We start from the raw sequence: 13876 nt of genomic DNA on the forward strand, positions 1-13876 counted from the left end.
CTATTGATAAGATGAATGGAATTCTGATAGCCGTACTTATTGTCACTTGCTTACTGGTTTACAAGATTATTTCTGCGAGTCGTAAACAGGAAGGATACAAGAGGTGGAAAGCAGGAAACCGCGACCATACGGAGCATACTGCCAATGCCGGAACCACCCGTAAGGGATGGTTCAGCCAGCTTTTTAAAACTTCTGCTCCGCGAATCTCTCCAAGGTTTAAAGAAGAAGCCATATCTCAGTGTGCAAACTTGTTGGGAGTAGAAGAAATGAAGTTAAAAGAAATATTGAAGGATGTTTCCGCTCACTACCGGGAGTTCTGGATAGGTAAACGGAGGGGAGGTTACCGTATGATTTCAGCTCCGGATGACGAACTGAAGCCTGTTCAGGACGCTATTAACCATCGTATTTTATCCTTTGTAAATGTTCATCCGGCAGCTACCGGCTTTCGGTGCAGGATGTCCATAGCCGATAATGTTCGCCCACACTTGGGGAAGCAATATGTGCTGAAAACGGATATTCATGATTTTTTTAGTTCCATACGCAGTCCTCGCGTGAGGAATACATTTGAGGCAATGGGGTATCCGCCTGACATTGCGAAGGTGCTTGGAACTTTATGCTGTTTACATCGTTGTTTGCCTCAGGGGGCATCTACAAGTCCGGCATTGAGCAATATTATCTCTTATGAGATGGATAAAAAGTTGTCTGCACTGGCTGCCGAATATGGTTTGACTTATACCCGGTATGCCGATGACCTTACTTTTTCGGGGAATGTTTTCCCGGGAGAACAGATATTGTCTCAGGTCAAACAGATTGTCCGGGAAGAAAAGTTTGAATTGAATCATAAGAAAACCCGTTTCCTGAAGGAATATAGTCGGAAGATTATCACAGGAGTTTCCATCAGTTCCGGTGTGAAGCTGACTATTCCTAAAGCCCGAAAAAGGGAAATACGCAAGAATGTGCATTATATTTTGGCGAAAGGTTTGGCAGAACACCAGCGCCGGATAGGTTCTCACGATCCGGCTTATCTGAAACGGTTGATCGGGACTCTTTGCTATTGGCGGTCAATAGAACCGGATAATGTGTATGTGTCCGATTCTATCGCAGCCTTGAAGCGCTTAGAGAGAAGTTATTGATTGTTGCGTTTCTGAGTTGTCGGTTCTATATCGTAGTATCCCTCTTCTGTTTTTATAATCTTGGATTTTCCCTCTTTTACCCATTTGTTCCAATCGTCGAATAGTCCGGTGATATACTGGAACAGGTCTTCCGCAATATTGATTTCCGCACCCGATTTCAGGTTCAATACTAATTGGTCGTTTTCAACGGAAAGGAATTTCTTGGCTCTGTCTACTGCAATTAAATAAACCGTTTGATTGTATGCACGGTCTTCGTTCAATCCCGTGTGGTAGTTGTAGGGACCGATTGCATCGTCAGACATTGGGCGCTTGGTTTCCAAAAAAGTGGTGTCGGTGATGGAAGCCCGTAACTTGCGGGCCTCTTCCCATGCTTTCTTATGCTCCGCGGCAATCTCTTCGTTTTTGATGTCCTCTTGAATTTGCCTGTACATGGCTTTGAACTCAGGCCCTTCACCTGAAATCGCAAAATTACCGCTTTCGATGTGAGCGTTCACCAAAGGATTACATACTACCTTGTTGTTGCATACAAAACCGATATGCTTACCTATCGACTGTTCGGTAGCGTCTGCCCATATCTTAATGGACTGGTCGTTCACTCTACCCACAATCTGATAGGCCATTTTACCTGTTCGCTCACTCATAAAAGAGTCAAGCCTTATAGAAACAAAATCTTTGGTTGTAACGATGGGCTCTACCGAAAGGCTGTCTTGTGCGCCGCTTGTGATGTAGTACCAGCCGTTGGGGCGGTATGGTTCAAAACTCCTTCCCAATGAAGTTAACGTTAAAGACGTAATTACTAATAAAACAGTGAACGTTTTCATGGTCTGACTTTTTATATGTAGTTATTCAATCTTTATTTTAGTCCGACAACTACCTCATGGATTGATGAATGAGTCGGAATATCCGGTATCAAACATAAGATGCTCATTGTCATCTTCTAAATAATAGCTTAGAGCTGGTTCACCTAAATAATAATCATCTATATAGTTGTTGTACCTCTTTTGCAAAGATAACAACTAATCAACGTAATAACTATATAGACAGGGCAAAATAAACTTGTTTATCAGGCATTTTTTTATTGTGATACAGAAATGTTGTTACTTTTTTCTGTTTCCCTTAATAATCCGCATTAACTTATTCTTTATGAGTTGTTTTCTCAACGGAGACAAGCGATCGATGTACAATTTTCCTTGTGTGTGCTCAAATTCATGCTGAATGATTCGTGCGGTATAGCCGTAGTAAGTCCTGTTTTGCTCTTTGAACTCATTATCCTGATACCTGATTGTCACCGACCAGAGGCGTGTAACTTCTTCGTAAAGGTCGGGAATACTCAGGCAACCTTCCCCTGCAGTCCATACTTTCTCGCTATAAGCTATTATTTTTGCATTGATGAATGTTTCCTCTATTCCGCAATCCTCTTCCACAAAGAAGTGTTCTCTTTCCTTAGCGGACATATATGTATAGGTATCTTTGCTGTTTACTATGAACAGCTTGATGGGAAGATTGATTTGTGGTGCGGCTAATCCGCATCCGTCCGCATTTCTCAGCGTCTGCCACATGGTTTCTATAACTTCCTGGATATTGGGATAATTCTGTTCTATGTCTTCACATTCTTTTCTTAATACGGAGTTGCCGTAGACGGTTATCGGTTTAATCATATTCTTTTTTGTGGCAAAGGTAGGTTATAACTACCATTGTTCATCATAAATTTAGACGTATTTTCTATGTGTATACATAAGTTCTTTGCTGCGAAATTATATATATGCAAAAGGTGTTTTGAAAGCTTTAAGATGTACTCTTGACCAGATATTCTACATTTTCTGACCAGTTTTTAGTCGTTTTTGCCAATAAAAGTACAGTAATAGATATATATTGCTTTTATTTTCAACATCTCTCAATTAATTAACCATTAAATTTGCAATATAACCATTAAATTTTATACACTTATGAAGACAAGATTGCTTATCTTATTATTATTCCTATATGTAGGAGGAAATCTAGTAGCTCAAAATGCTACAATTACGGGTGTTGTCACAGATAGTGAGACTAAGGACTTCTTAATTGGCGCAACTGTCATGCTAAAAGGTTCGAATAAGGGAACAATAACAGATGCCAATGGGCAGTATACCTTATTTATACCTAAAGGCAAGCAGACAATCCAATTCTCTTTCATTGGATATCAGACGCAAGATTTTGATGTAGATCTTAAATCTAATGAAGTGAAGACACTGAACCTCGTTATGCGTCCGGATAATCATATGTTGAAAGAAGTCGTGATCAGCGCTCAAGCCAAAGGGCAGACAGCAGCGATTAAAAGTCAGTTAAATGCAACTGGTATTATGAATGCTGTATCTGAAGAAAAGTTGCATGAACTTCCGGATGTAAATGTTGCTGATGCTATTGGCCGTCTTCCTGGTTTAATGATCCAACGCGATGGAGGAGAGGGCCAAAAAATCATCATACGTGGTTTGGATCCTAAGTATAACTCGGTAGCTATTAACGGTATGAATGCGCCATCAACAAGTAGCACCGATCGGAGTACTGACTTGAATATGATTTCACCGGACATGATTGCTGGGGCTGAAGTATTGAAAGCCAGTACGGCCGACAAGGATGCCGATGGATTGGGAGGAACAGTAAACCTAATAATGAAAGATGCCCCGAGAGACTTCAAACTTAATGTAACCGGAGAAACAGGTTACCATTCACAAATTAATGGAATGGGGCGGTATAAAGGTGGTATCATGGCGAGCAATCGATTTTTTAGCGAAAGATTAGGTGTCATATTTACCGCAAGCGCTGACCAGACAGACCGGAGCAATGATACATTTAATGCAGCTTATAAAGTAAATGGTAATACGCCTACTCCTGGGTTTGATTACACGAAACCATGGATTACAGGGGTTAGTCTGGAATCAAATTTAGAAAAGCGTCAACGTTTTAACGTAAACCTGAATATGGATTTCGACTTGGGAAAAGGGTCTAAACTCAAAATGTCTAATCTCTTTAGTAGAATGAACAGAGATCGTGATATTCGTCAAAAACGTTATGATTTAGAAGGAACCCGATTGAGATTTCAACAAACTGACCGTAATTCACATAATACCAATATTACCAATATGTTGCAAGGCGAGTTCAATGTTTTGGGAGCAACCTTGAATCTCGGAGTGGGACGTAGTAGTTCGCGCACAAGAACCCCATACGATCACCAAATGCAATTCCGGCTGAATGCCCCCTTTACAGCTGATATCGATGCATTATCTTATCAACCTCCCTATTTGATAGCTAATTCTAAATTCGTCAAAGAAGATGATCTTACACAATACTATCTGTATGAAGCTATTTTTAATACAGAGTTTGCCAAAGAAACAGAATACAGTGCATGGCTAGATTTAAAGAAACCTTTTAGTTTCGGCGAAAAGGTCAATGGATACATTAAAATCGGTGGAAAGTTCCGTCAAAAAGAGAGAAGCCTTGAAACTGCTCGTAGGTATAGACGTATGGATTTGTCTGAAGGAGCTGATCCGGTATTCGAGAATATGCCTGATTTAACCCCATCATCTTTCAAAAATTCCTATATAGGTATCACTGATTTCTTAGATTCTGATTATAAGCCTCACGATTTTTTAAACAATAAGTATAAGGACTTATGCATTAATTTTGCACTAGATCATAATGCCATGAGAAACTTTTATAATATAAACCAAGATATATATGGCAAGATCCTTACTACAAAAATTCTGAAAGACTATGATGGGAATGAGAATCTTTGGGCAGGATATATTATGGGTGAAATAAATTTTGGCAAGTACGTTACATTTATACCAGGCGTACGCTATGATTTTTCTCACCTGAAGTACAATGCATACAGTGGCTCTAATGTTCCTGACAATGAAGAAAAAGAACATGAGTTTGAATATGAAAAGAGTAGTGATTCCGACAAATATGGATATTGGCTACCACAAATCCATTTGCGTGTAAAGCCAACAAACTGGATGGACATCAGGCTGGCATACACTGAAACACTGTCAAGACCTGATTATAATCTGCTTGCTCCACGAACAATCATAAAACCGAATGTGAATGAAGTAACATGGAGTCGTACTAATTTGAAGCCTGCTTTATCTCGAAATTATGATGTTATATTGACGTTCTATCAACCGGATTATGGACTGTTTACTATTAGTGGATTTTATAAGGATATTAAAAACTTTACTTATACTCGCTCTGCCTATATGTTGAATGGTACAGTGACGGATCCTGCTAATTTTGACTTACCTATGAGTTTGTCAGGTGGTAGCATTACCTATCCTTTAAATAGTCCATATAATGCAACGTTGAAGGGGTTGGAATTTGATTTGCAACTGCAGTTCCGCAAAATGAGGAACTTCATGAAAGGTGTGGTATTCAGTGCTAATCTTACTCTTATGGACTCTAAAATGAACTACTTTGAAACATTGAAGTCAAGAATTAAAAATCCGGATTTTACTCCCGGAGGTACTGAGAAGCCATTCCTTCCGACCAACTCTGACATTATATATACAGACCGGTTGTTAAAGCAACCTTCCCTACTATTCAACGTTTCTTTGGGATATGATTACAAAAAATTCTCAGGCAGAATATCTTGCAACTATCAAGACGGAGTATTGATTGCAGAACAGCACCGCCAAGATGCAGCTGATGTGGAATCTACGCGTCCATTCGTGAAATGGGATATGCAGTTGAAATATAGTTTGACCAGACAATTCTCTCTGTATGCTACTTTGTCCAACTTTACACAATCTTCCGATCGTAAACGTCGTGATATAACGAACTATCCGTCCAGAGTTGAATACTATGGTTCGGCTGCATACATCGGCTTTAAATATGATATCTTTAAATAAACATTATTCCACTAAAACACTAAAGTTATGAAACTATATAAAATATATTCTAGAGCTATAGGATTACTTTTCGCATTGTCACTCTTGTGTGTGGGCTGCGAGAATGAAGATATACTCGATATTAATGATTTGGAAATCTCTCCAAGTAATCCTGAGAGTGTAGTTATTGTAGAACCGGACGATGGTATTACGTCGGTCAACGCTTTAACCAAAGCTATTAATGAAAATGGAGATGCAACATATATATTGCGTCGTGATGGAGTTTACTATATGGAAGGCAAGAATGTCTTCAAACATAATGTTGTAATTAAGGCCGAAAATGGTTCTGGCAAAATGCCTATCATACAACCTATTTGTGACGCGCAAGGAGCCTTAAATGCTGATATGATCCGTTTGGAAGGTAGCGCCACTTTTGAGAATATCTATATCATAGGTAAAGATGCGGCAACTGGTAATCTCATGCAGCGTTTATTTCGTATTGACGAATCAAATGTGAGGCTGAAATTTGACAATTGTTTTATTGACCATTGCAGGAACTTCTGTATTCGTACTGACAATGTCAATAATAAAATTTATCTGAATAACTCTACCATTCGTAATTTAGCTCTCACAAGTGATCCAGCCAATGGCAGATTGATAGATTCACGTGGAAACGAGCAAGATAGTATTGTCATCAATAATTGCTATGTTTATAATAACACTGCCCATATTGTACGATTTGATAATGTAGTCACAAACTATTTTGGAATTAAGCACAGTACATTCTATAATGTTGGGCACCATATACAAATAAACTATGCTATCAAAGTTGAAATTGAGAACAATATTTTTGCTAATGTAGGGTGGAAATCAAGTGCCGCGAGTGATGTGTTTTGGCAAATTTCAATACCAAAGAAAGATGAACGTGCTCAGGATATTAGTATGAGTGTTTGCAATAACAACTTATTTTTCTCTGAGGAATTTGAAAGAATGTTTGCCAAATACCCGCAGAATTTGAAGCGTACCACACTCTCTGACGATGGCTATCAACTGATAGAGGAAGGCAAACTGACTTTTAAAGATAATTTCTCGGAAGTACTGACTTTTGATTATCCGCCTGTTTTGCCAATGGAATATATTGACAAGTTTTTTGAGAATATGGGAAGTAATATGTCCAAATGGGCAGATCTTCCATTTTATGTTGACGAAGACGGAGTAGAAGGTATTGAAGTAGGAAAGACATTCACATTTCATTATTCAACCTCTTCCAAATCAGCAACAGCTTCCACAACCCAAGGACCTATTGGAGCATCGTTTTAAAACTAAAAGAAAATGAAGAATATACTATTTATATTTTTAGCAGTGTTATACTCTGCTTGCATATCGGCTCAAGAAGGAGATAGTAAGAAGGTTAAAGACAGGGTCCATCCCTATCTGATAATGACAACAGAAGATGAATCTGTCATCCGTTCTGCTATACAAACAGATGGAGTGTGGAAGGAATATCATGCCATCATGATAGAAGAGGCCGATAATATTCTTGGCAAGCCTAATTGCCAAAGAGTTATTCTTGGCAGAAGATTGCTTGAAGTGTCGCGTGAATGTTTGCGCAGGACGTTACTTTTAGGATATGCCTACAGAATGACTGGTGAAGTGAAATATGCCAAACGGGCAGAAAGTGAATTAGATAATGCCGCAGACTTTGTTGATTGGAATCCATCTCACTTTCTGGATGTAGCTGAAATGACTACAGCTATGGCTATCGGATATGACTGGCTTTACAATTTTATCAGTGATCAGACTAAGCTTAAAATAGAGAAAGCTATAGAAACCAAAGGTTTGAATCCATCATTAGACAGCCAATATAATAGCTGGCTCTATCGAAATAATAATTGGAATCAGGTATGTAATGGGGGAATAACACTTGGTGCCTTGGCTATTTATGATAAAATTCCAACCCTTGCTGATGAGTTGATTAACCGAGCTGTTCAGTCTGTTAAACTACCTATGTCCGTGTATGCACCTGATGGTGCGTATGCCGAAGGCTATTCCTATTGGGGATATGGGACGACTTACAATCTCCTCTTAATTGATGCTTTGGAAAATGTTATGGGAACTGATTATAATCTTTCTCAGGAACCAGGTTTCTTGAATACTGGAAAGTTTATCCAGAACATGTTACTTTCTGATGGCAAATCCTTCAACTATGGAGATTGTTCTTCATCTGTTCGCGTAAGTCCTGCTATGTTTTGGTTTGCTAATAGGACTGCCGATAAAGATATTCTTTGGAGTGAGAAATACCAGTTTAGCCTGTCTTCTAAAAAGAGTATTAGGTCCTATCGATATGCTGTACTGGCTCTGATATGGGGCGCTTCTACTTCTATGGATAATCTGCCTAAACCTACTCAAAGAATGTGGGTATCGAGTAAAACAACCACTCCTGTTGCCCTTATGCGGACTACTTGGGATTATCAACAGGGATTATCCATTGCGCTCAAAGGAGGGACAGCACAATCAGGACACACACATTTGGATGCCGGTTCTTTTATCTTTATCAGTAAGGATACTCGCTGGAGTACGGATTTAGGTCCTCAGGATTACAACTCATTAGAATCCAAAGGCATTGATTTGTGGAATAAGAGTCAGGAATCTGATCGTTGGAAAGTGTTTAGATACAATAACCTGGCTCATAATACACTTTCTTTTGACAATAAATATCAAAATGTGAATGGTTATGCAACGATTACAGACTTTTCGGATAATGAAAACTACATGTATGCTATTGCAGACCTTACCAAGATATACGAAGGTCAAGCAAAGGAAGTAAAAAGAGGAGTAGCTATCGTTGATTCTCACTACGCCGTTGTTAGGGATGAAGTAAAGACATTGGGACAGCCCACTGTTATTCGCTGGAATATGGTGACGGAAGCTCAACCTGCTATTATAGGAGAACATACAATACAGCTATCCCAGAATGGAGAAAAACTGTTATTGGAGGTGGAATCTCCGGCAAAGGTCAGAATGAAAACTTGGAGTGCGACATCACCCAACAGTTGGGATGCCAAAAATCCGGGTGTGACATTCGTTGGGTTTGAAGCTGAACTGCGGCCCAATACAACAGAAGTATTGCAAGTTAAACTCATACCGGAAGGTAATTTCGATTCCAACAAAGAAATAATGCCGTTAACTGATTGGAAAAATAACTAATAATAAAAATTTTATATGAAGAAAAAGACATTGATTTTGGCAGTCCTAGTAATAGGACTACTCTTACCATCATGCAGTAATAATAGTAATGATATGATGAGTTCTGTGATAGAAAAAGGATTAAAACGTAGCATTGAACAGTCTGAATTTATGGCTGCCAGTCTGATGGATCAGCCTGACAGGCTTCCAAAAACTACAGAGAAAGATGGAACTCTTGTTACGTCAGATACGCATTGGTGGTGTAGTGGTTTTTTTTCAGGAACTTTATGGATGCTTTATGAAGCTACTGGGAATGAAACGCTGAAAAAATATGCAGAAAACTATACGATGCGTATTGAAAAGGAGCAATATGCTTTAGATACGCATGATTTAGGCTTTATGATGAACTGTAGTTTTGGAAATGGTTACAGAATAACAGGAAATGAAAATTATAAAAAAATCCTGTTACAAAGTGCCCGGTCATTAGCAACACGCTATAACGAAAATATAGGAGTTATTCGTTCGTGGGATAATAAGCCTAAATGGATGTATCCTGTAATTATTGACAATTTAATGAATTTGGAACTATTAGAAAATGCATATAAATTATCACAGGACTCATTGTTTGATAAAATTGCAAACAGCCATGCTACGATAACTATAACAAATCATTTTCGCCCGGATTATAGTTCATGCCATGTTGTAGATTATGATACCATAACTAATAAAGCGCTCAAAATGGATACCCATCAAGGATATTCAAGTACTTCGGCATGGGCACGTGGACAAGCGTGGGGATTGTATGGCTATACAATGATGTATAGAGAAACCCAGAACGAAAAATATCTTCAGCAAGCCATTAACATTGCGAAGTTTATCTTGCACCACCCAAACCTTCCGGAAGACAAGATACCTTATTGGGATTTTGATGCACCTAATATTCCGGACGAACCGCGGGATGCTTCTGCTGGAGCTATCATAGCATCCGCTCTGTTAGAATTGGGTCAATACGTCAATGATGATAAGCTTTCTAAAGAATATCAGTCTGTAGCCGCTCAACAACTGAGAACACTCTCGTCAGACAAGTACCTGGCGGCTCCCCAGACAAATGGTGGGTTTATTCTTAAGCATTCAGTGGGAAATAAACCCCGAAACAGTGAAGTTGATGCTCCACTTACGTATGCCGATTATTATTATGTAGAAGCGTTACTCAGATATAAGAAACTGTTGCAATAGGTATTTCGGCCAATTATATAAGAATGCGGGTTAGGACGGTTAAGACAATCTAACCTGCATTTTATTTATAAACAACACTTAACAACTACCATGAAAAAGAAATTGGTTTATTTGTTTTTACTATTATGGGGCTGCTGCAATCAAGTACAGATTGCACGCGCCCAATTTGCTATGACAAACGTATATGGACGGAAATATGTACTATTAAATGGGAAATGGGATGTAATCATAGATCCTTATCTGCATGGGCATAAAGACTCTATCTATAAGGATAAACCTTTAAAAAGTAAGTCCGATTTCAAAGAATATGCTTTTGAAGGAGGAGTACGGCTTAATGTACCGGGTGACTGGAATTCTCAATATCCGGAATTAAAATATTATGAAGGTACAGTATGGTACGCAAGGCATTTCAGTATAAAAAGGAGTTCTGACGAAAATGTATTTCTATATTTCGGGGCAGTAAATTACCAATGCACTGTATATCTGAATGGAACCAAAGTGGGGGAGCATGAAGGAGGATTTACTCCATTTCAGATAAATATAACAGACTATATTGTTTCTGGAGACAATTTTCTTGTATTGGAGGTTAATAACTATAGAAATAAAGATGCGATACCTGCTTTACTCTATGACTGGTGGAACTATGGTGGCATAACTCGGAATGTTATGATTGTGAAAACTCCCCAACTATATATTGATCATTATTTTATACAGTTAGACAAATATAAGCCGGATCTGGTTCATGTCAAAGTACAACTTTCTGAAAAGCGTGTAAATGAAAATATCCGAATTACTATTCCCGCTTTAAATGTACTTCGACAGTTGAGCACAGATAGTACAGGTATGGCGCAGACTTCCATAAAAGTTAAGCGGTTACAACGGTGGTCACCGCAAACGCCTCAGCTATATCTGGTTCAACTGGCTACTCGCAGCGATACTATTAAAGAAGAACTTGGATTTAGAAATCTTTATGTCAAAGGGAAACAAATTTATCTGAATGGTAGTCCTGTTTTTATGAAGGGTATCAGTTTTCATGAAGAAATAGCTCAGAGACAAGGTAGAGCTTTCTCTCAACAAGACGCAGTAGCTCTGTTATCCGAAGCAAAGGCATTGGGAGCTAATTTGATACGACTGGCACATTATCCTCAAAATGAGTACATCGTAAGATTGGCTGAAAAAATGGGTTTCATGCTGTGGGAAGAAATACCACTTTGGCAAAATATAGATTTCACTAGTAAAGCAACTCTGCAGAAAGCATTGACTATGCATTCTGAAATGATAATGAGAGATAGAAACAGATGTGCTTTGACATTTTGGGGAATTGCTAATGAAACCAGTCCCTCCAAGTCGCGTAACAGTTTTCTAAAAGAAATTATAAATAATTGTCAAAAGATGGATACCACCCGTTTGCTTACTGCTGCTTTTGATAAGGTGAAGTGGAATGGTGATACCCAAACATTTGAGTTGGAGGATATACTTACAGAATATCTGGACGTTGTATCTATTAATAAATACATGGGGTGGTATCATCCGTGGCCAATTAAGCCGTCTGAGATTAGCTGGAATATCTGTCCAGATAAACCGCTTTTTATTTCCGAATTTGGTGGAGAAGCATTATACGGCCAGTCTGGAGATGCTACAGTTGCGAGTTCTTGGAGTGAAGAATATCAGGAACGGCTATATAAGGACAATTTAGAAATGTTTATCTCTATTCCTAATTTGACAGGTATAGCCCCTTGGATTTTGTTTGATTTTCGTTCTCCTTATCGTTTTCACCCGCTCAATCAAAATGGTTGGAATCGAAAAGGGTTAATTTCAGATCAAGGATATCGCAAAAAAGCATGGTATGTAATAAATGAATTCTATAAAAACATTAACTTTTAAATATCTGACAATGAATATTCATATACTTTCTTTACTAAGTGTTGCAACTATTGCACAAGTATCAATTGCGACGGCACAGACTGCGCCTAGGGTCAATATTTTGTTTTGTGTAGCTGATGATGCAGGTCATATGAGTGCTTATGGGGTTCCATGGATAAATACACCTGCATTTGATACTGTAGCTCGCAATGGACTTTTATTTAATAATATGTATACATGTAATGCCAAATCCGCACCCTCACGTGCTGCTATGATTACAGGTAGAAATTCATGGCAGTTGGAAGAAGCCTGTAATCATTGGCCGAACTTTCCTGAGAAATTTAAATCCTATCCGGAAGCTTTAGCTGATAATGGATATTATGTAGGCTGTACGGGAAAGGGTTGGGGACCTGGATATGCTGTCAATTCAAGAGGTGAGAACCGAAATCTCACCGGGCAGGTATGGAACAAACGTAAACTTACGCCTCCAACTACGGGGATTTCTGATTGTGATTATGCAGCCAATTTTAACGATTTTCTAAAGAGTTGGGACAAGTCTAAGCCATTTTGTTTTTGGTATGGAGCACTTGAACCGCACCGTGGCTATGAATATGAATCTTCTAAGCGCTTTGGGAAGAATATCAATGATATTGATTCTGTACCGTCCTATTGGCCAGACAATGAGGTTGTGAGAAGAGATATGCTGGATTATGCAGTGGAAGTAGAGCATTTTGATAAACATTTAGGTCTGATACTTCAGTCTTTAGAGGAAATAGGCGAACTTGACAATACTGTTATAATTGTTACTTCTGATCATAATATGCCTTTTCCACGTTGTAAAGGACAGGAGTATTATAACGCCAATCATATCCCAATGGCAGTCATGTGGAAGAACGGGATAAGACATCCGGGAAGACAGATCAATGAATACATCAGTGTCATAGATTTGGCACCTACTATTTTGAAGGTAGCAGGTATAAGTGAAATGCAATCAGGGATGCAAGCTATCACTGGAAGAGACTTTGTTGACTTGCTGAAAGATGAAAACACAGGGATAGACCGTAATTACGTAATGATTGGTAAAGAACGGCATGATGTAGGTCGCCCCAATGATCAGGGATATCCTATCCGTGGGTTGATCAGAGGAGACTTCCTTTACCTTAAAAACTTTAAACCTGAACGCTGGCCTGCAGGTGATCCTGAAACAGGTTATATGAATGTGGACGGTAGCCCTACTAAAACTGAGATTCTGAAAGCCCGTCATAATCCCAAAACAAAATATTTGTGGCAACTGTCTTTTGGGAAACGGGAAATGGAGGAATTATATAATATAAAAAAGGATCCTAATTGCATGGTCAATTTGATTCAAAAGAAGGAATATGCTTGCATAAAAGATAGAATGGAAGAAGAAATGACCAGACGATTATTGGATCAAAAAGATCCGCGAATGTATAATAAGGGGGATATCTTTGATAAATATCCGGACACCAGCGAAGCCCATGACTTTTGGCACAGGATAAGGAACGGAGAGCGAGTTCCGGCAGATTGGATTAATCTTTCTGATTTTGAAAAAGACTTTCCACAATAAGAGTTTTT

Annotated in this window: 9 protein-coding genes; 7 read left to right on the forward strand and 2 right to left on the reverse strand. The window is 38.8% G+C overall.

All coding sequences use genetic code 11. The features are described 5' to 3' along the window. Window positions 1-11 precede the first annotated feature (11 nt). A complete protein-coding gene (locus VYM24_RS11395) occupies window positions 12-1133 on the forward strand; it encodes a retron St85 family RNA-directed DNA polymerase (protein ID WP_330942161.1) in 1122 nt (373 codons plus the stop codon). Here VYM24_RS11395 and VYM24_RS11400 read toward each other — a convergent pair. Beyond that, entirely contained in the window at window positions 1127-1954 is an 828-nt protein-coding gene (locus tag VYM24_RS11400) for a SecDF P1 head subdomain-containing protein (RefSeq protein WP_330942162.1), read from the reverse strand. The two genes, VYM24_RS11395 and VYM24_RS11400, sit on opposite strands and share 7 nt — an antisense overlap. Window positions 1955-2230: 276 nt before the next feature. Then, window positions 2231-2791 carry a peptide deformylase gene (def, locus tag VYM24_RS11405; protein WP_330942163.1) on the reverse strand — a complete coding sequence of 187 codons (561 nt, stop codon included), beginning with the start codon at window positions 2789-2791 and terminating at the stop codon, window positions 2231-2233. A gap of 288 nt (window positions 2792-3079) precedes the next feature. On the opposite strand from def, the gene VYM24_RS11410 reads away from it, so the two are divergent. The 6 genes from VYM24_RS11410 to VYM24_RS11435 all read left to right on the forward strand — a co-directional run bounded on the left by VYM24_RS11410 (window position 3080) and on the right by VYM24_RS11435 (window position 13868). Continuing rightward, a complete protein-coding gene (locus VYM24_RS11410) occupies window positions 3080-6016 on the forward strand; it encodes a TonB-dependent receptor (protein ID WP_007666692.1) in 2937 nt (978 codons plus the stop codon). 27 nt (window positions 6017-6043) lie between these two features. Next, complete coding sequence (locus VYM24_RS11415; protein ID WP_330942164.1) at window positions 6044-7315, forward strand: DUF4957 domain-containing protein; 1272 nt, start codon at window positions 6044-6046, stop codon at window positions 7313-7315. 12 nt (window positions 7316-7327) lie between these two features. Continuing rightward, complete coding sequence (locus VYM24_RS11420; RefSeq protein ID WP_330942165.1) at window positions 7328-9202, forward strand: heparinase II/III domain-containing protein; 1875 nt, start codon at window positions 7328-7330, stop codon at window positions 9200-9202. A gap of 15 nt (window positions 9203-9217) precedes the next feature. Next, window positions 9218-10417, forward strand: coding sequence for a glycoside hydrolase family 88 protein (locus VYM24_RS11425; protein WP_330942166.1), 1200 nt, complete (start codon window positions 9218-9220; stop codon window positions 10415-10417). Between the two features lie 90 nt (window positions 10418-10507). Next, window positions 10508-12301 carry a glycoside hydrolase family 2 protein gene (locus VYM24_RS11430; protein ID WP_425286648.1) on the forward strand — a complete coding sequence of 598 codons (1794 nt, stop codon included), beginning with the start codon at window positions 10508-10510 and terminating at the stop codon, window positions 12299-12301. Window positions 12302-12311: 10 nt separating this feature from the next. Continuing rightward, complete coding sequence (locus VYM24_RS11435) at window positions 12312-13868, forward strand: sulfatase family protein (protein WP_330942167.1); 1557 nt, start codon at window positions 12312-12314, stop codon at window positions 13866-13868. Window positions 13869-13876 lie beyond the last annotated feature (8 nt).

Origin of the sequence: Bacteroides sp. MSB163 (assembly GCF_036416795.1) — a bacterium.
GTDB classification, from domain to species: Bacteria; Bacteroidota; Bacteroidia; order Bacteroidales; family Bacteroidaceae; genus Bacteroides; species Bacteroides maternus.

What these genes read in the sequence shown, in the direction of transcription:
- VYM24_RS11395 (WP_330942161.1), top strand. Translation starts at nt 12, where the DNA reads ATGAATGGAATTCTGATAGCCGTACTTATTGTCACTTGCTTACTGGTT.
- VYM24_RS11400 (WP_330942162.1), bottom strand. Translation starts at nt 1,954, where the DNA reads ATGAAAACGTTCACTGTTTTATTAGTAATTACGTCTTTAACGTTAACT.
- def (WP_330942163.1), bottom strand. Translation starts at nt 2,791, where the DNA reads ATGATTAAACCGATAACCGTCTACGGCAACTCCGTATTAAGAAAAGAA.
- VYM24_RS11410 (WP_007666692.1), top strand. Translation starts at nt 3,080, where the DNA reads ATGAAGACAAGATTGCTTATCTTATTATTATTCCTATATGTAGGAGGA.
- VYM24_RS11415 (WP_330942164.1), top strand. Translation starts at nt 6,044, where the DNA reads ATGAAACTATATAAAATATATTCTAGAGCTATAGGATTACTTTTCGCA.
- VYM24_RS11420 (WP_330942165.1), top strand. Translation starts at nt 7,328, where the DNA reads ATGAAGAATATACTATTTATATTTTTAGCAGTGTTATACTCTGCTTGC.
- VYM24_RS11425 (WP_330942166.1), top strand. Translation starts at nt 9,218, where the DNA reads ATGAAGAAAAAGACATTGATTTTGGCAGTCCTAGTAATAGGACTACTC.
- VYM24_RS11430 (WP_425286648.1), top strand. Translation starts at nt 10,508, where the DNA reads ATGAAAAAGAAATTGGTTTATTTGTTTTTACTATTATGGGGCTGCTGC.
- VYM24_RS11435 (WP_330942167.1), top strand. Translation starts at nt 12,312, where the DNA reads ATGAATATTCATATACTTTCTTTACTAAGTGTTGCAACTATTGCACAA.